Source organism: Cellulomonas hominis (genome assembly GCF_014201095.1).
GTDB lineage: Bacteria > Actinomycetota > Actinomycetes > Actinomycetales > Cellulomonadaceae > Cellulomonas > Cellulomonas hominis.
The window spans coordinates 1,215,864-1,232,164 of sequence record NZ_JACHDN010000001.1 but is presented as its reverse complement, the minus strand read 5'-3'; the positions used below and the strand labels follow the sequence as shown (position 1 = coordinate 1,232,164).

Annotated in this window: 20 protein-coding genes; 14 read left to right on the top strand and 6 right to left on the bottom strand. The window is 77.4% G+C overall.

What is annotated here, in order from left to right; genetic code table 11:
- From HNR08_RS05730 to ccsB, 5 genes are read left to right on the top strand one after another with little or no spacing between them, the layout of a single operon-like run.
- Complete coding sequence (locus HNR08_RS05730) at nucleotides 1-657, top strand: histidine phosphatase family protein (RefSeq protein ID WP_146833855.1); 657 nt, start codon at nucleotides 1-3, stop codon at nucleotides 655-657.
- The gene (locus HNR08_RS05725; RefSeq protein ID WP_146833858.1) at nucleotides 654-1,250 is read left to right on the top strand and encodes a TlpA family protein disulfide reductase; all 597 of its coding nucleotides are present in this window, start codon (nucleotides 654-656) and stop codon (nucleotides 1,248-1,250) included. The genes HNR08_RS05730 and HNR08_RS05725 overlap by 4 nt, the downstream gene beginning before the upstream one ends.
- Entirely contained in the window at nucleotides 1,250-2,131 is an 882-nt protein-coding gene (locus HNR08_RS05720) for a cytochrome c biogenesis CcdA family protein (RefSeq protein ID WP_146834011.1), read from the top strand. The genes HNR08_RS05725 and HNR08_RS05720 overlap by 1 nt, the downstream gene beginning before the upstream one ends.
- 2 nt (nucleotides 2,132-2,133) lie before the next feature.
- Nucleotides 2,134-3,819, top strand: coding sequence for a cytochrome c biogenesis protein ResB (resB, locus tag HNR08_RS05715; protein WP_146833861.1), 1,686 nt, complete (start codon nucleotides 2,134-2,136; stop codon nucleotides 3,817-3,819).
- Nucleotides 3,820-3,836: 17 nt separating this feature from the next.
- Nucleotides 3,837-4,940, top strand: a complete 1,104-nt coding sequence (ccsB, locus tag HNR08_RS05710; protein WP_146833863.1) for a c-type cytochrome biogenesis protein CcsB — start codon at nucleotides 3,837-3,839, stop codon at nucleotides 4,938-4,940.
- Nucleotides 4,941-4,985: 45 nt separating this feature from the next.
- Here ccsB and HNR08_RS05705 read toward each other — a convergent pair whose 3' ends face one another.
- A complete protein-coding gene (locus HNR08_RS05705) occupies nucleotides 4,986-5,393 on the bottom strand; it encodes a PLDc N-terminal domain-containing protein (RefSeq protein WP_146833867.1) in 408 nt (135 codons plus the stop codon).
- An 82-nt stretch (nucleotides 5,394-5,475) separates the two neighbouring features.
- Here HNR08_RS05705 and HNR08_RS05700 point away from each other — a divergent pair, with 82 nt between their 5' ends.
- Together HNR08_RS05700 and HNR08_RS05695 are read left to right on the top strand one after the other, a co-directional pair.
- Nucleotides 5,476-5,793, top strand: a complete 318-nt coding sequence (locus tag HNR08_RS05700) for a DUF4229 domain-containing protein (protein WP_146833870.1) — start codon at nucleotides 5,476-5,478, stop codon at nucleotides 5,791-5,793.
- Nucleotides 5,793-6,212: an arsenate reductase ArsC gene (locus tag HNR08_RS05695; protein WP_146833873.1), complete on the top strand. Its 420-nt coding sequence runs from the start codon at nucleotides 5,793-5,795 to the stop codon at nucleotides 6,210-6,212. The genes HNR08_RS05700 and HNR08_RS05695 overlap by 1 nt, the downstream gene beginning before the upstream one ends.
- Before the next feature lie 67 nt (nucleotides 6,213-6,279).
- Here the strand turns inward: HNR08_RS05695 and HNR08_RS05690 are convergent, their stop codons facing one another.
- Together HNR08_RS05690 and arsM are read right to left on the bottom strand one after the other, a co-directional pair.
- Nucleotides 6,280-6,480 carry a hypothetical protein gene (locus HNR08_RS05690; RefSeq protein WP_146833876.1) on the bottom strand — a complete coding sequence of 67 codons (201 nt, stop codon included), beginning with the start codon at nucleotides 6,478-6,480 and terminating at the stop codon, nucleotides 6,280-6,282.
- Entirely contained in the window at nucleotides 6,480-7,259 is a 780-nt protein-coding gene (gene arsM, locus HNR08_RS05685) for an arsenite methyltransferase (protein ID WP_146833879.1), read from the bottom strand. Before arsM ends, HNR08_RS05690 begins: the two co-directional genes overlap by 1 nt.
- Nucleotides 7,260-7,363: 104 nt before the next feature.
- Here arsM and HNR08_RS05680 point away from each other — a divergent pair, with 104 nt between their 5' ends.
- Both HNR08_RS05680 and HNR08_RS05675 read left to right on the top strand, forming a co-directional pair.
- Nucleotides 7,364-7,732, top strand: a complete 369-nt coding sequence (locus HNR08_RS05680) for an ArsR/SmtB family transcription factor (protein WP_146833882.1) — start codon at nucleotides 7,364-7,366, stop codon at nucleotides 7,730-7,732.
- Between the two features lie 32 nt (nucleotides 7,733-7,764).
- Nucleotides 7,765-8,238, top strand: coding sequence for a GNAT family N-acetyltransferase (locus HNR08_RS05675; protein WP_146834014.1), 474 nt, complete (start codon nucleotides 7,765-7,767; stop codon nucleotides 8,236-8,238).
- On the opposite strand, the gene HNR08_RS05670 is transcribed toward HNR08_RS05675, so the two are convergent.
- Both HNR08_RS05670 and menE read right to left on the bottom strand, forming a co-directional pair.
- Nucleotides 8,235-9,104, bottom strand: coding sequence for a 1,4-dihydroxy-2-naphthoate polyprenyltransferase (locus HNR08_RS05670; RefSeq protein WP_146833884.1), 870 nt, complete (start codon nucleotides 9,102-9,104; stop codon nucleotides 8,235-8,237). The two genes, HNR08_RS05675 and HNR08_RS05670, sit on opposite strands and share 4 nt — an antisense overlap.
- Nucleotides 9,105-9,166: 62 nt before the next feature.
- Nucleotides 9,167-10,390 carry an o-succinylbenzoate--CoA ligase gene (gene menE / locus HNR08_RS05665; protein WP_246802931.1) on the bottom strand — a complete coding sequence of 408 codons (1,224 nt, stop codon included), beginning with the start codon at nucleotides 10,388-10,390 and terminating at the stop codon, nucleotides 9,167-9,169.
- Nucleotides 10,391-10,458: 68 nt separating this feature from the next.
- On the opposite strand from menE, the gene HNR08_RS05660 reads away from it, so the two are divergent.
- Complete coding sequence (locus HNR08_RS05660) at nucleotides 10,459-11,520, top strand: DUF3048 domain-containing protein (RefSeq protein ID WP_146833890.1); 1,062 nt, start codon at nucleotides 10,459-10,461, stop codon at nucleotides 11,518-11,520.
- A gap of 18 nt (nucleotides 11,521-11,538) precedes the next feature.
- Here HNR08_RS05660 and HNR08_RS05655 read toward each other — a convergent pair whose 3' ends face one another.
- The gene (locus HNR08_RS05655; RefSeq protein WP_146833893.1) at nucleotides 11,539-12,498 is read right to left on the bottom strand and encodes a 1,4-dihydroxy-2-naphthoyl-CoA synthase; all 960 of its coding nucleotides are present in this window, start codon (nucleotides 12,496-12,498) and stop codon (nucleotides 11,539-11,541) included.
- A 109-nt stretch (nucleotides 12,499-12,607) separates the two neighbouring features.
- Here HNR08_RS05655 and HNR08_RS05650 point away from each other — a divergent pair, with 109 nt between their 5' ends.
- The 4 genes from HNR08_RS05650 to menD are packed head-to-tail and all read left to right on the top strand — an operon-like array spanning nucleotide 12,608 to nucleotide 16,273.
- Nucleotides 12,608-12,931 (top strand): DMT family transporter, encoded by a 324-nt coding sequence (locus HNR08_RS05650; protein WP_146833896.1) that lies wholly within the window; start codon nucleotides 12,608-12,610, stop codon nucleotides 12,929-12,931.
- On the top strand, nucleotides 12,931-13,536 hold the full coding sequence (locus HNR08_RS05645) for a TetR/AcrR family transcriptional regulator (RefSeq protein ID WP_146833899.1): 606 nt from the start codon (nucleotides 12,931-12,933) through the stop codon (nucleotides 13,534-13,536). The genes HNR08_RS05650 and HNR08_RS05645 overlap by 1 nt, the downstream gene beginning before the upstream one ends.
- Nucleotides 13,537-13,541: 5 nt before the next feature.
- On the top strand, nucleotides 13,542-14,492 hold the full coding sequence (locus tag HNR08_RS05640) for an o-succinylbenzoate synthase (RefSeq protein ID WP_246802932.1): 951 nt from the start codon (nucleotides 13,542-13,544) through the stop codon (nucleotides 14,490-14,492).
- Nucleotides 14,489-16,273: a 2-succinyl-5-enolpyruvyl-6-hydroxy-3-cyclohexene-1-carboxylic-acid synthase gene (gene menD, locus HNR08_RS05635; protein ID WP_146833902.1), complete on the top strand. Its 1,785-nt coding sequence runs from the start codon at nucleotides 14,489-14,491 to the stop codon at nucleotides 16,271-16,273. Before HNR08_RS05640 ends, menD begins: the two co-directional genes overlap by 4 nt.
- Nucleotides 16,274-16,301: the final 28 nt, after the last annotated feature.

Here is a 16,301-nt window from a genome sequence, read left to right as displayed (position 1 = left end):
ATGGTCGCGACCACCATCCACCTGATGCGGCACGGCGAGGTGCACAACCCCACCGGCGTGCTCTACGGGCGCCTGCCCGGCTACCACCTGTCCGAGCGCGGGCAGCAGATGGCCGAGCGGGTGGCCGCCCACCTCGCCGGGGACCTCGGCGCGCCGCGGCGCGACGTCACCGTGCTGGTGGCCTCCCCGCTGCAGCGGGCCCAGGAGACCGCCGCCCCGCTCGCGGCCGCCCTCGACCTGCCGGTCACCACGGACGAGGGCCTGCTGGAGGCGGAGAACCAGTTCCAGGGCCTGACGTTCGGCGTCGGCGACGGCTCGCTGCGGCACCCGCGGCACTGGCCGCTGCTGGTCAACCCGTTCCGGCCGTCCTGGGGCGAGCCGTACCGCGAGCAGGTCGCCCGGGTGCTCGGCGTCGTCGACCGGGCCCGCGAGGCCGCGCGCGGCCACGAGGCGGTGCTGGTCAGCCACCAGCTCCCGATCTGGGTCACCCGGCTCGCGCTCGAGGACCGCCGGCTGTGGCACGACCCGCGTCGCCGGCAGTGCTCGCTCGCGTCGTTGACCAGCCTGGTCTACGAGGACGACCGCCTGGTGCGGATCGGCTACACCGAGCCGGCCGCCGACCTGCTGCCCGGCGCGTCCGCCGTGGCGGGGGCATGAGGACCCGGGGGGCACGGGGGGTCGCGGCGGCGCTGGCCGTCGCGGGGCTGCTCGCGGCGTGCTCCGGCGGGGACGCCGCCGGGACCGCGGGCGACGACGTCGCGGACCAGGGCTACGTCTCGGGCGACGGCACCGTGAGCCAGTGGGGCGTCGGGGAGCGGCAGGGCCCGGTCGAGGTCGCCGGCACGGACTTCGCCGGCGAGGCCGTGGACACCGCGGACTGGCAGGGCGACGTCGTCGTGCTGAACACCTGGTACGCGCAGTGCCCGCCGTGCCGCGCGGAGGCCCCCGACCTGGCGGACCTCGCGAGCGACTACGCCGACCAGGGCGTGCGGGTGCTCGGCATCAACGGCGTGGACGACGCCGGCACCGCCCTGTCGTTCCAGGAGACGTTCGACGTCCCGTACCCGAGCATCGACGACCGCGAGAAGCGCGCGGTCGCCGCGCTGCAGGGCGTCGTGCCGATCCAGGCGACTCCGACCACCGTCGTCCTCGACCGGGAGGGCATGGTCGCCGCGCGGATCGTCGGGCTGGCGGAGGGGTCGACGCTGCGCGCCCTCGTCGACGAGGTGCTGGCCGAGGACGGCGCGTGATGCTCGCCGGCGTGGGGGACTCGTTCGCGCAGGCCGCGGTGTCGGGATCGCTGCTGGCCGCCGTGCCGGTCGCCGTGCTCGCCGGTCTCGTGTCGTTCGCGTCCCCGTGCGTCCTGCCGCTGGTCCCCGCGTACGTCGGGTACCTGGGCGGGATGTCCGCGGCGTCCGCGCCGGGCCGGGCGCGGGTGCCCGCCGGGTCCGGCGCCCCGCTCGACCTCGCCGCGCACCTGCCCGCGCAGCCCTCGCTGACCGCGGCCCCCTCGACGGCCCCCGCGGCCCCGCCTGAGGCGCCCTCCCGCGGCCGCCTCGTGCTCGGCGTGCTGCTGTTCGTGGCCGGCTTCACCGCGGTGTTCCTCGCCTACGGGTCGCTGGCCGGGACGCTCGGGTCGTTCCTGCTGCGCTGGCAGGACCCGCTGTCCCGCGTGCTCGGCGTGCTCGTCGTCGTCATGGGCCTGGCATTCCTCGGGCTGGTGCCGTTCCTGCAGCAGGACCGCCGGACGCTGCTCGCGCCGCGCGCGGGCCTGTGGGGCGCCCCGGTGCTGGGCGTGACGTTCGGCATCGGCTGGACGCCGTGCATCGGCCCGACCCTGGCGGCGATCCTCCTGCTGTCGCTCGACGGCGGCTCGCCCGGTCGCGGCGCGCTGCTGGCGCTGGCGTTCTGCGCGGGCCTCGGGCTGCCGTTCGTCGCCGTCGCCCTCGGCCTCCAGCGCAGCCGGCGCGCCCTGGACTGGCTGGCCCGGCACCGGCTCGCGGTGATGCGGGTCGGCGGCGGGCTGCTGATCCTGCTCGGGCTCGCGCTGGTCACCGGCCTGTGGTCCACCTGGGCGAGCTGGCTGCAGGGCCTGCTCACCGGTGCCGAGCCGTTCGTGCCGGCGGTGTGAGGATGACGCACGAGCGGACCACCCCCGACTACCGGCCCGAGGGGCTCGAGGACGCGTTCTCGGCGCCCCCTCCCGCGGCGGCCCCGGCCCCCGGCGGCGGCGCCCCGCAGCTCCCCGCGATCGGCGTGGTCGGCTGGCTGCGCTGGGGCTGGCGGCAGCTCACCTCGATGCGGGTCGCCCTGCTGCTGCTCATGCTGCTCGCGGTGGCGGCCGTGCCGGGCACGGTGTTCCCGCAGCGCCCGCAGGACCCGGCCGCCGTCGCCACGTACCTCACCGACCACCCGGACCTCGGCCCGCTGCTGGACCGCCTCGGGTTCTTCGACGTCTACGCCTCGGTGTGGTTCTCGGCGATCTACCTGCTGCTGTTCGTCTCGCTGGTCGGCTGCATCCTGCCGCGCAGCCGGACCCACCTGCGCGCGATGCGGGGACGGCCGCCGCGCGCCCCGCGCCGGTTCGACCGGTTCCCGGCCCAGGCGTCGCTGACGGTCGACGGCACCCCGGAGCGGGTGGCCGCGCGGGCCGTGGTCGCGCTCCGCGGGCCGGGCTGGTGGCGCCGGTTCCGCGTGGACGTCCGCGACGAGGGCTCCGGGACGTGGAGCGTGGCCGCCGAGCGCGGCTACCTGCGCGAGACCGGGAACCTCGTGTTCCACCTCGCGCTGGTGGGCCTGCTCGTGTCGGTCGCGACCGGGCAGCTGCTGCACTACCGGGGGCAGGCGATCGTCGTCGAGGACCGGGCGTTCGCGAACACCCAGAGCGACTACGACTCGTTCGAGGCCGGCAGCGCGTTCGACCCGGCGACGCTGGAGCCGTTCGCGCTGCGGCTGGACTCCTTCGAGTCCCGCTTCGACCCGGACACCCTGCAGTCGCGCGACTTCACCGCGCACGTGACCCTCACGGAGCCCGGGGCCGACCCGGTCGCCGAGACGATCAAGGTCAACCACCCGCTCGTCGCCGGCGGCGCGAAGGTCTACCTGCAGGGCAACGGCTACGCCCCGCAGGTCACCGTCCGCGACGCCTCGGGGACGGTGGTGTTCGCGGGTGCCGTGCCGTTCCTCCCCCAGGACACGGTGTACACGTCGCAGGGCGTCATCAAGGTGCCCGACGTGACGACCGGCCCGCAGATCGGCCTGCAGGGCGTGCTGCTCCCGACGGCCGAGCAGCTCGGCGAGGAGCTGTGGCGCTCGGTCGACCCGCAGCCGGGCGACCCGCTGCTCGCGCTCGCGGTGTGGACCGGCGACCTCGGGCTCGACGACGGCATCCCGCAGAACGTCTACCAGCTCGACGAGTCCGGCCTGACCCAGGCGGTCGACGCCGACGGCCGGCCGGTGACGCTCTACGTGCGGCCCGGCGAGACCGTGGACCTGCCGGACGGCCTCGGCACCCTCACGTTCGAGTCGCTGCCGCGGTTCGTCGCGCTGGACCTGCGGCACGACCCGTCGCTCGGCTGGGTGCTGGCGTTCGCGCTGCTCGCGTTCGCCGGCCTGGCCGCGTCGCTGTTCGTGCCGCGGCGCCGGGTCTGGCTCCGGCTGCGGGCCGACGGCGCCGGTGACGGGGACCAAGGTCCCGGGTCAGGTCGTACAGTGGTCACCGCCGCCGCCCTGGCGCGCGGCGACGACGTGGGCCTGCAGGCGGAGCTCGACCGGGCGGTGGACCGGCTCCGCGCGGCGGAGGACCGGCCCACCGCCTGACCCGGAAGGTGGAGGACATGCCGCTCGGCGACATCAGCACCCTGCTCGTGTGGGGCGCCGCGACCGCGTTCACGATCGCCCTCGTGGCGTACTCGGTCGCCCTCGCCCGGGTCGCGGACGTCGCGTCCCGCGAGCACCGCGCCGAGCGGGCCGCGAAGGTGGCCGCCGCCAGGCAGGCGCGCGCCGCCGCCCGGGAGGCCGTGGGTGCCGGCGGGCCGTCCCTCGTCGTCCCGGCGGACGTGCCGTCGCCCGCCCTGCCGCCCCCGGGCGTGGGCGCCGGCGACGACGCCCCGGCGGTCGCGGTGTCCCCGCGCTTCACCGGCATCGCCCGGTCGACGACCTACCTCGGCCTCGCGCTGCTGCTCGTCGGCATCGTGCTGCGCGGCGTCGCCGCCGGGCGCTGGCCGACCGCGAACATGTACGAGTTCACCCTGGTCGGCACGCTCGTCGCCGCCGCGGCCCTCGTCGTCGTGCAGCGCAAGCGGGTCATCCCCTTCCTCGGCGTCGTCGTCATGGGCATCGGCGTGCTCGCGCTCGTGCTCGGGCTCAACGCGTTCTACGTGCAGGCGGACGAGGTGCAGCCCGCCCTGCAGGACTACTGGCTGGTCATCCACGTCGGCGTCGCGATCATCGCCACCGGCATCTTCACCGTGGCCTTCGCGACCGCCGTGCTGCAGGTGCTCCAGGACGGCCGCGAGACCGGCCGCTCGCACCTCGCCGCGCCGTGGCGCCGCGCCGACCGGGTCCGCCGGGCGTTCGCCCGCTGGCGCGTGACCGGCCCGGCGTGGTCCTGGCTGCGCACCGTGCCCTCGGCCCGGCACCTCGAGGCGCTGTCCTTCCGGTTGAACGCGATCGGCTTCGTGCTGTGGACGCTCACGCTCATCGGCGGCGCGATCTGGGCCGAGCAGGCGTGGGGCCGGTACTGGGGCTGGGACCCCAAGGAGGTCGGCACGTTCGTCGCCTGGGTCGTGTACGCGGCCTACCTGCACGCCCGCACCACGCGCGGCTGGGCCGGGCGCCGGGCGGCGTACTTCGTGTACGTGGGCTACGCGGTGGTCCTGGCGAACTTCACGGTCGTGAACCTCTTCGTCCCGGGCAAGCACTCCTACTCGGGCCTCTGAGGCCCGGCCCGCCGGGCCCGGCGTCGAGCCGGTCCGCGGGGAGGGTCAGCCGCGGGCGCCGTCGTCCGGGACGTCGCCGTCGGTGCGGTGGGGCTCGTCGTCACCGGGGGTCTCTCCGGCCGAGCCGCCGGTCTCACGCTCGCGGCGGATCCGCTCCTGGTCCAGCCGCCACAGGAACTCCGGGTCGTCGTCGGGGGCGACCGGCCCGCGCCGGCGCGGGGGGCGCGGCGGCGCGGCGGGCCCCGGCGCGGAGGTCCCGCCCCCGGCGCGGCGGGCGCGCTGCGCGCGGCTCACCACGATCCAGGCCACCGGCCCGACGATCGGCACGAGCGCCACGACGAACCACGGGAGCCGGGGCACGCCCAGGCGGTCGTCGTCGTCGCTCGACGCGATGTCGGCGATGGCGTAGACCGCCAGCCCGATCGTCACGAGGATGAAGAGCGCCCGAGGCATGACCCCAGCCTAACCAGCGCCCGGCGCGGGGCGACGCGGGCGCCCGGCCGCACCCGGCCCCCGCGACGCCTACGCTGGGGGCGTGCCCGTCGTGACCTACTCGCTGCTCCGGCTCGCCCTGTTCGCGGCCTGCCTGGTCGCCCTCGTGCTGGCCGGGACCGGCTGGCTGCTCGGGGTGGTCCTGGCCGCGGTCCTGGCGGCGCTGCTGTCCTACCTGCTGCTCGCCGGTCCCCGGGACCGGGCGGCGGGCTGGCTGCAGGCCCGGTCCGAGGCACGCGGCGACCGGCCCCGGCTGTCCCGGAAGGCGTCGGAGGACGCCGCCGCCGAGGACGCGGCCGTGGACGCCGCCGACACCGCCCGGGGCGACCGCCCCGAGGGGACCCCGGGGAGGATCTTCTGATGACCGACACGATGCCGTCCGTCCTGTTCGTCTGCGTGCACAACGCCGGCCGCTCCCAGATGGCCGCCGGCTACCTGCGGCACCTGTCCGGCGGGGCGGTCGAGGTCCGCTCGGCGGGGTCGATGCCGGCCGAGCAGGTCAACCCGGTGGCCGTGGAGGCGATGCTCGAGGAGGGCGTCGACATCCGCGACGAGCGCCCGAAGGTGCTGACCACCGACGCGGTCCAGGCGTCCGACGTCGTCGTCACGATGGGCTGCGGCGACGCCTGCCCGATCTTCCCCGGCAAGCGGTACGAGGACTGGGCGCTGGACGACCCGGCCGGGCAGGGCATCGAGTCCGTCCGCCCGATCCGCGACGCGATCCGCGCCCGGGTCCTGACCCTGCTGGCCGAGCTCGGGGTCGAGCCCGTCACCGCCTGACCTGCTCGACCCGGCACGGCGCGAGGGCCGCACCCGAGCGGATGCGGCCCCCGCGCGTCAGCGCCGGTCAGGCCGGGCAGCAGGCCGGCGCCGCGGCAGCGCCGGCACCGGTGAGCCGCGCCCGCACGCGCTCGGCGAACCGGGCCAGGTGCCGACCGGCGCGCACGATGCACCCGGGGCAGTCCTGCGCCGCGCGGCGCAGCTCGATCTCGCGGGTCAGCTCGCGGTCGCGCTGCCGGTGGACGGTCAGGTACGCGTCGGGGTGCATCAGGCCTCCTGGGGTGCGGGCTTGCGGGCGCGCACGACGGCGCCGTGCAGGCCCTCGGCGACGGGGTGGGTGAACGTGACCTCGGCGTCGACGAACCCCGCCGCCGCGAGGCCCTCGAGGTACTCGGTGCGCGAGAGCGCCCCGGCGATGCACCCGACGTAGGAGCCGCGCTCGGCGCGCTGCGCGGGGGTCAGGTGGTCCTCGGCGACCACGTCGGAGATCCCGAGCCGTCCGCCGGGCACCAGCACCCGGAACGCCTCGGCCAGCACCGCCGGCTTGTCCGGGGACAGGTTGACCACGCAGTTGGAGATCACGACGTCCACGCTCGCGTCGTCCAGGGGCAGGTCCTCGATGGTGCCGTGGCGGAACTCCACGTTCGACACGCCCGCCCGCTCCGCGTTGGCGCGGGCCAGGTCCAGCATCTCGTCGGTCATGTCGACGCCGTAGGCGAACCCGGTCGCCCCGACGCGCCGCGCGGACAGCAGCACGTCGATCCCGCCGCCCGACCCCAGGTCCAGCACCCGTTCGCCCTCGCGGAGATCGGCGACCACCAGCGGGTTCCCGCAGCCGAGCGACGCCGCCAGGGCCTCGGCCGGAACATCCGCGGCGTCCTGAGCGGTGTAGAACACGGCGCCCGGCTCGTCGTGGACGACCTCCTCCGCCGGCCCGCAGCAGCCGCTCGCGCGAGCTCCTCGCTCCCGTGCCGCACGCGCGTACCACGCCCGTACCTGGTCACGGACCTCGTGAGCCTCGGCCCGCACCGGGATGTCCTGTGCCATCACTCCTCCTTCGCATCGATACTCGTCGATACCCGGCAGCGTGGCGCACCCATCGACGGCTGTCAACATCGACATCCGTCGATGGGTGCGGCAGGATGGGCGGCATGGCACTCGACCTGCTCCCGGTGGCGTCCACGACCTCGTCCGGCTGCTGCAGCCCCGCCGGCCCGGCCATGAGCGCCGAGGACGCCGAGCGCACCGCGCGGACGCTCAAGGCCCTGGCCGACCCCGCGCGTCTGCGGCTGCTGTCGATCATCGCCGCGCACGACGGCGGCGAGGCATGCGTGTGCGACCTGACCGAGCCCGTCGGGCTGTCGCAGCCGACCGTGTCCCACCACCTCAAGGTGCTCGCCGAGGCCGGGTTCGTGACCCGGGAGAAGCGCGGGGTCTGGGCGTACTACACGCTGGTCCCCGGGGCCGTCCGGGCGCTCACCGCCCACCTCGGGGAGCACCTCGGGCAGGCGCCGGCGTGAGCGCGACCGGCCCCGGCCCCGTCCTCGCCCCGATGCGCGCCGCGCACGCCGACGCGGTGCTGGACGTCTACGCCGCCGGCATCGCGACCGGCACCGCGACGTTCCAGGCCGAGCCGCCGACGTGGGCGGAGTTCGACGCCGGCCACCTGCCCGGTCACCGGCTCGTCGCCCTCGACGGGGACGAGGTGCTCGGCTGGGTCGCGGCCTCGCCCGTGTCCGGGCGCTGCGTGTACGCCGGCGTCGTCGAGCACTCCCTGTACGTCCGCCCCGGAGCCCGCGGACGCGGGGTGGGCCGGGCGCTCCTGGACGGCCTGCTCGACTCCGCCCGCGCGGGCGGGGTCTGGACGGTGCAGGCGGGGGTGTTCCCGCAGAACGCCGCGAGCCTGGCCCTGCACGCCGCCGCGGGGTTCCGGGTGGTCGGCACGCGGGAGCGTCTCGGCCGCATGACGCACGGGCCGCTCGCGGGCGAGTGGCTGGACGTGGTGCTGCTGGAGAAGCGTCTCTAGAGCGCCAGGCCCAGGCCCAGCAGCACGCCGAAGGCCAGCTCGTACATGCCGGTGCCGGCCAGCACGGGCACCAGGGCGATCCCGCGCGCCCCGACCAGCACCGTGAACGCCAGCAGCCCGGCGGGCAGCGCGAGGAGCATCACGAGCAGCGCCCACGGGCTCGCGAACGCGCAGGCCATCCCCAGCAGGATCGGCGCCACGACCATGACGGCGTAGGCGATGCGGGCGCGCCGCTCGCCGATCCGGACGGCGAGGGTGCGCTTGCCGACCAGGGCGTCGGTCGGCACGTCGCGCAGGTTGTTCACCATGAGCAGCGCGCAGGCGATCAGCCCGACGGCGACGGCGCCGACCCAGGACGGCCACGTCGTCCGCCCGGCCTGGGTGTAGGTCGTGCCGAGCACGGCGACGAGCCCGAAGAACACGAACACGCCGACCTCGCCGAGCCCCAGGTAGCCGTAGGGCCGGCGTCCGCCGGTGTAGTACCAGGCGGCGGCCACGCACAGCGCCCCCACCGCGAGCAGCCACCACTGGCCGGACAGCGCCACGAGCGCCAGCCCGAGCAGGCCGGCGACGCCGAACGCGGCGAACGCGGCGGCCTTGACCTGCCCCGGCCGGGCGGTGGCGCTCGCGGTCAGGCGCATCGGGCCGACGCGCTCGGTGTCGGTGCCGCGCACCCCGTCGGAGTAGTCGTTCGCGTAGTTCACGCCCACCTGGAGCGCGAGCGCGACGCCGAGGGCGAGCGCGGCCCGGCCCAGGTGCGCGGCGTCCACCTGCGCGGCGGCGCCGGTGCCGACCAGCACGGGCGCGGCGGCGGCGGGCAGGGTGCGCGGGCGGGCGCCGGCGATCCACTCGGAGGGGGTGGCCATGGTGCTCCTGTCGCAGGGTGGCGGACGGCTGACGGTACCCGCCGGATCGCGCGGACCGGCGGTCACGCCCCGGGCGGCGGGTCGGGAGCCGTGCCCGGCAGCGGCCCGCGGCCGAGCTCCCGGGCGGCGAGGTCGGCGGCGGCGCGGCGGTCGGGCTTGCCCGGACCCCGCAGCGGGAGGGCGGCGACGGTCACGAGGTGCCGGGGCGCGGCGGCCCGCCCGAGGGCGCCGGCGGCGGCGGCGCGGAGGTCGGCGAGGTCCGGCCCGGGCGCGCCGGCGGGCGGGACGACGACCGCGACCAGCGCCTGCCCCCACTCGTCGTCCGGGACGCCGACGACGAGCACCTCCCCGACGCCGGGCCGCTCGCCGAGCACCCGCTCGACCGCCGCGGGGGCGACCTTCTCCCCGCCGGTGACCAGCACGTCGTCCGCCCGGCCGAGCACCTCCAGGCGGGCGGGACCGGCGCCCCGGGTCGTCCAGCGGCCGAGGTCGCTGGTCCGCAGCCACCGGACGCCGTCCCGCTCCTCGAACAGGTCGGCGTCCAGGTCCGGCCGGGAGCGGTAGCCCGCGGCGAGCACCGGTCCGGCGATCCGGATCCGGCCGTCCCCGTCGAGCTCGACGCGGACGCCCTCCAGCGGGACGCCGTCGTAGACGCAGCCGCCGCAGGTCTCCGACATGCCGTAGGTCGTGACCACCCGCGCCCCGCGGGCCCGGGCGCGCTCCACCAGACCGGGCGGGGCGGCCGCGCCGCCGAGCAGCACGGCGTCGTAGGCGGCCAGCGCGTCGGCGCCCTCGTCGGACCCGAGCAGCCGGTGCACCTGGGTCGGGACGAGCGACGTGTACCGGGGGGCGCCGTCCGCGTCCTCGCCGAGCCGCGCCGTCGCCGCCGCGAACGCGTCCGGCCGGAACGGCCCGGCCAGCACCGCCGGCGTGGTGCCGGCGACCAGCGAGCGGACCAGCACCTGCAGCCCGGCGACGTGCGCGGGCGGCAGGGGCAGCAGCCAGCGGCCAGGCCCGGACAGGCGGCGGTGCGTGGCGTCGGCGGAGGCGCGCAGCGCTGCGGCGGTGAGCATGACCTCGCGCGGCACGCCCGTGGACCCGGACGTCCGGACCAGCAGCGCCACGTCGTCGGGCACGGGGCCGCCGGCGTCCTCGTGCGCGAGGCCCGACGCGGTCTCCACGGGCAGCACGGCGGGGCCCGAGCCGGCCAGCGCCGCGGCCAGCGACCCGCTCAGCGCGGGCACCCCGGCGGCGGACGCGGGGACGGCGCGGACGGGACGGCTCACCCGGCCAGGGTAGGTCCGCCCGTAGAGTGGCGCGGAACGCAGCCGGCGGGGCATGGAGGGTACGAGAGATGGTCGGGACCACGAGGCGGCGCGCGCGGCGCGCCGCCGGCCTGGCGGTGGCGGCGACGCTGCTGCTCGCCGGGTGCGCGCAGGGCGACGCCCCGGAGCCGGAGGCGACCACGGTCGCGCCGACGCTGGATCCGCAGAAGGCCGCGGCGCCCGAGCCGGTCGTGCCCCCGACGTGGCCGCTGACCGGCGTCGCGGGCGAGCCGGTGAACCGGCCGACGCTCGCAGTCAAGGTGGAGAACACGGCCGCCGCCCGGCCGCAGTCCGGCCTCGAGCAGGCGGACGTCGTCTGGGAGACGATCGTCGAGTTCGACGTGTCGCGGTTCGTCGCGGTGTTCCAGTCGCAGGTCCCCGCGGAGATCGGGCCGATCCGGTCGGTGCGGCCGATGGACCCGGACATCGCCTCGCCGCTGAACGGGCTGCTGGCGTTCTCGGGCGGCCAGGCGGGCATCCTCGCCCTGGTCGCCCAGAGCCCGGTGCAGGTGCTCAGCCACGACGCCGGCGTGGACGGCATGTACCGCTCGAGCAGCCGGAAGGCCCCGCACAACGTGTACGCGGACCCCGCGGCGCTGTGGGCGCAGGCCGACGCGCAGCACCAGGCCGCGCCTGCCGAGCAGTTCGCGTTCGCGCGGGCCCTCGAGAGCTCCACCGCGGTGGTCGCGGGCGCCCCGGCGACGACCCTGGCGTTCGACCTGTCGTCGCAGTCCGACCCGACGTGGACCTGGAACGGGTCCGTGTGGGAGCGGTCGGAGGGCTCGGCCCCGGCGATGGCGGCGTCCGGCGCCCGGCTCTCGGCGACGAACGTGGTGTCGATCGTCGCGCAGCACCCCGGCACGGAGTTCGGTGCGCAGAACGGCGCGATCGTGCCGACCTACACCCTGGTGGGCTCCGGCGAGGGCACCCTGGCGACCGGCGGCAAGACCGTGGCGGTCCGCTGGCAGAAGGACTCCCGGGACGCCCCGATGCGGCTGTTCACCGCGGACGGCGCGCCCGCCGAGCTGGCCCCGGGGAACACCTGGGTCGAGCTGGTGCCGGCGGGGACCGGGTCGCTGACGGTCTCCTGACCGCCCGCCGGCCCCACGTCAGTAGGCGTACGGGAACCGGCCCCAGTCCGGGTCGCGGCGCTCGAGGAACGCGTCGCGGCCCTCGACGGCCTCGTCGGTCATGTACGCCAGGCGGGTCGCCTCGCCGGCGAACACCTGCTGCCCGGCCAGGCCGTCGTCCGCGAGGTTGAACGCGAACTTCAGCATCCGGATCGCCTGCGGGGACTTGGTCGCCACGATCCGCGCGTACTCGAGGGCGGCGTCCTCGAGGTCCGCGTGGTCGACCACGTCGTTGACGGCGCCCCAGGCCTGCGCCTGCTCCGCGGAGTACTCGCGGGCGAGGAAGAAGATCTCGCGCGCCCGCTTCTGCCCGACCTGCCGGGCCAGCAGCGCCGAGCCGTAGCCGCCGTCGAACGAGCCGACGTTGGCGTCGGTCTGCATGAACCGCGCGTGCTGCCGCGAGGCGATCGTCAGGTCCGCCACGACGTGCAGGGAGTGCCCGCCGCCGGCGGCCCAGCCGTTGACGACGGCGACGACGACCTTCGGCATGGTCCGGATGAGCCGCTGCACCTCGAGGATGTGCAGCCGCCCGGCGCGCGCGGGGTCGATGCGGTCGGCCGTCTCGGCGCCGGTCGAGTCGGTGTACCGGTAACCGTCCCGGCCGCGGATCCGCTGATCGCCGCCGGAGCAGAACGCGTACCCGCCGTCCTTCGGGCTGGGGCCGTTGCCGGTGAGCAGCACGGTGCCGACGTCCGACGTCATGCGCGCGTGGTCCAGCACCCGGTACAGCTCGTCCACGGTGTGCGGCCGGAAGGCGTTGCGCACCTCGGGCCGGTCGAAGGCCACCCGTACGACCGGCAGGTCGCGCACGACGGCGCCGGCGTCGTCGCGCTGCACGCCCCGGTGGTACGTGAGGTCGGTGAGGCCCTCGAACCCGGCGACGGTGCGCCACCGGGTCGGGTCGAAGGTGTCGGAGACGCGGGCGGGCAGGTCGGTCACGCGCCCTAGCCTAGGGCTCCACGATTCTGGTACGGTCGTACCAGAAAGCGGGCGCGGGACGGCGGGCACTGCCACCCGGCGCGCCCGTCCGCGAAGGGTGCGTCATCTCATGGCATGGGTCGTGCTGATCCTCTCCGGCCTGCTCGAGGCGGGCTGGGCGCTGAGCCTCAAGGCCTCCGACGGCTTCACGAAGCTCTGGCCGAGCGTCTCGTTCGTCGTGTTCGCCGTCGCGTCGTTCGCCGGCCTGAGCTGGGCGCTGCGCTCGCTGCCGGTCGGCCCCGCGTACGGCGTGTGGGTCGGCGTCGGCGCCGCCACCACGGCGGTCCTGGCGATCCTCTGGTTCGGCGAGTCCGTGTCGGTGCTGAAGATCGTGTCGCTGGTGCTCATCGTCGCCGGCGTCGTCGGGCTGAACCTGTCCGGCGGCGGGCACTGATGGCCGAGGGGCCGGCCCGCACGGCGAAGGGGGACCGGCGGCGCGCCGAGCTCGCCCGGGCCGCCGCGGACGTGGTGCGCGCCGAGGGTCCGGCGGCGCTCAGCCACCGGGCCGTCGCCGCGCGGGCCGGGCTGTCCCTGTCCGCGACCACCTACTACTACGCGGGTCTCGACGAGCTGGCGGCCGCCGCGGGCGCGGCGCTGATGGACGCGTGGGTGGCGCACGCGGGCGACGTGCTGGGGCGTGCCGCGTCCGGGGGTGCGGCCGACCCGGCCGCCGTCGTCGTCGAGGCCGTGCTCCCGCCCGGGGACGACGCCGCGGTCCGGGCGCACTACGAGCAGCTGCTCGCCGCGGGGCGGGTGCCGGCGCTGGCGGCCGCGCTGGGGTCCGGGCGCGCGCGGCTCGACGCCGTGCTGGCGGACCTGCTGCGCGCGCTCGGCGCCGACGGCGTGGGCGTGCCGGTCGCGCTCGCCCTGGTCGACGGCGCGGTCGTCGCAGCCGTCAGCGAGGGCCGGCCGGTGCGCGCGACGGCCCGGGACCTCCTCGCGGCGGCGCTGCCCGCCCTGCACGCGGCCGCCGGGGATGCCGGGGACGCCGTACGCTGACCGGCGTGCACGTCTACGCGATCGGCCTGCGGACGCGCTTCCGGCGGATCACGGTGCGCGAGGGCGTCCTCGTCCGCGGGGACGCCGGCTGGGGCGAGTTCAGCCCGTTCTGGGACTACGACGCCGCCGAGTCGGCCGCCTGGTGGCGCGCCGCGCGGGAGGCCGCCGACCTCGGGCTGCCCGCGCCCGTCCGGGACCGCGTGCCCGTGAACGTCACCGTCCCCGCCGTCGGCCCCGACGCCGCGCGCCGGATCGTGCTGGCGTCGGGCGGCTGCACCACCGCCAAGGTCAAGGTCGCCGAGCCCGGTCAGGGCGCCGCGGAGGAGGCCGACCGCCTGGCCGCCGTCCGCGAGGCGCTCGGGCCGTCCGGGGCGATCCGGATCGACGCCAACGCCGGCTGGGACGTCGACACCGCCGTGGAGCGGGTCCGCGCGCTCGACCGCGCAGCGCGGGGCCTGGAGTACGTGGAGCAGCCCGTCGCCTCGGTCGACGACCTCGCCCGGGTGCGCCGCGCCGTGTCCGTCCCGGTCGCCGCCGACGAGTCCATCCGGCGCGCCGAGGACCCGATGGCCGTGGTGCGCGCCGGGGCCGCCGACGTCGTCGTGCTGAAGGTGCAGCCGCTCGGCGGCGTCCGGGCGTGCCTGGACCTCGCGGAGCAGGTCGGCCTGCCGGTCGTCGTGTCGTCCGCCATCGAGTCCTCCGTGGGGCTGGCGGCCGGGGTGGCGCTCGCGGCCGCGCTGCCGGAGCTGCCGTACGCGTGCGGGCTCGCCACGGCGCAGCTGCTGACCGGCGACGTCACGGCCGCGCCGCTGCTGCCGGTGGACGGCGCGCTGTCGGTCGCCGCCGCGCGGGCCGTCGCGCCCGACCCGGAGCGCCTGGCCGCCACCGCCGCGGACCCCGCGACCGTGGCCCGGTGGACCGAGCGGGTCGCCGCCGTGCGGGCGGTGGCCGCGTGACCGCCGGCGCCGCGCCCCACGCCGCCCCGGCGCCCCACGCCGCGCGGGTGCTCGTCGCCGCGCTCGCCGCGCACGGGGTCCGGGACGTCGTCCTCGCGCCCGGGTCGCGGAGCGCCCCGCTCGCGTACGCCCTGGCCGAGGCCGCGCTGCCCGACGCCGAGCGGCCCGCCGGCGCGCCGTCGATCGCGCTGCACGTCCGGGTCGACGAGCGGTCCGCGGCGTTCCTCGCCCTCGGGCTGGCCCGGGCCGCCGCGGTGGCCGGCCCGCCGCGCCCCGTCGCGGTCGTCACGACGTCCGGCACGGCCGTGGCCAACCTGCACCCCGCCGTGCTGGAGGCCCACCACGCGGGGGTCCCGCTGCTGCTGCTCACCGCGGACCGCCCGCACGAGCTGCGCGGCACCGGCGCCAACCAGACCACCGTGCAGGCCGGCATCTTCGGCCCCGCTGTCCGGCTGGACGCCGACGTGCCCGCGCCCACCGGCCGGGCGGGGGAGGACCGCGACGTGCGGCACCTCGTCTCGCGGGCCGTCGCCGCGGCGCTCGGCAGCCGGACCGGCGACCCCGGGCCGGTGCACCTCGACCTCGCGTACCGCGAGCCGCTGGTGCCCGGGACCGGCGACCCGTGGCCCGGTGCCGACGCGGCCGGGCTCGTCGAGGTCGCCCCCCGGCCCGCCGGCGACCCGGCCGGGCCCGCGCTCGCGGACCTGCCGCGGCCCGTGGTGGTCGTCGCCGGCGACGGGGCCGGCCCGGACGCCCGCCGGCTCGCCGAGGCCGGGGGGTGGCCGCTGCTGGCCGAGCCGTCCTCCGGGGCCCGCGGCGGGGCGCACGCCCTCGCGGCCTACCGGGTGCTGCTCGGCGACCCCGCCCTGGGCGGGCGGGTGCGGTCGGTCGTCCTGCTCGGGCGCCCGACCCTGAGCCGGCCCGTGCAGGCGCTGCTCGCCCGGGACGACGTCGACCTCACCGTCGTCGCGCCCGGCGGCTCCGGGTGGCCCGACGCCGGCCGGGCCGCCGACCGGGTGCTCACCGGGATCCCCGCGGGCTGGTTCGACGGCCCCGCGGACGACCCGGCCTGGCTCCGCGCGTGGCAGGCCGCCGACGCCGCCGCCCGGGACGCGGTGGACGCGCTGCTGGACGACGACCCCGCCGCGCCGCCGACCCGCAGCACCCCGCCGCTCACCGGCCCGCGGGCCGTCCGGGCGGTGGCCGCCGCGTGCGTGCCCGGGGACGTCCTCGTCGTCGGGTCCTCGAACCCCGTCCGGGACCTCGACCTCACCGCCCGCTGGGCGGAGCCGCCCGTCGTGCTGGCGAACCGCGGCCTGGCCGGCATCGACGGCATGCTCTCCACGGCCGCCGGGATCGCCCTGGGCCTGCCCGACCGCCGGGTCCGCGCCCTCGTCGGGGACCTGACGTTCCTGCACGACGTCGGCGGGCTGCTCGTCCCCGCCACGGAACCCGCGGTGGACCTCCAGGTCGTCGTGCTGAACGACGCGGGCGGGTCGATCTTCGCGACGCTCGAGCACGGCGCCCCCGAGCGGGCCCGGACGTTCGAGCGGGTGTTCGGCACCCCGCACACCGCCGACCTCGCCGCGCTCTGCGCCGGGTACGGGGTGCGGCACGTGCGGGTCTCCGACGAGACCGCGCTCGCCGCGGCGCTCGCCGCCCCCGGGCGCGGGCTGTCGGTCGTGGAGGTGCGGGTCGACCGCGCCGACCGCCGTGGCCTGGGCGAACGCCTGACGGCCGCGGTGCGGGACGCCGCGCGGGCAGCCGCCGGACCGGCCTGACGCGCCCGGTCCGCGGCAGTCATCGTCG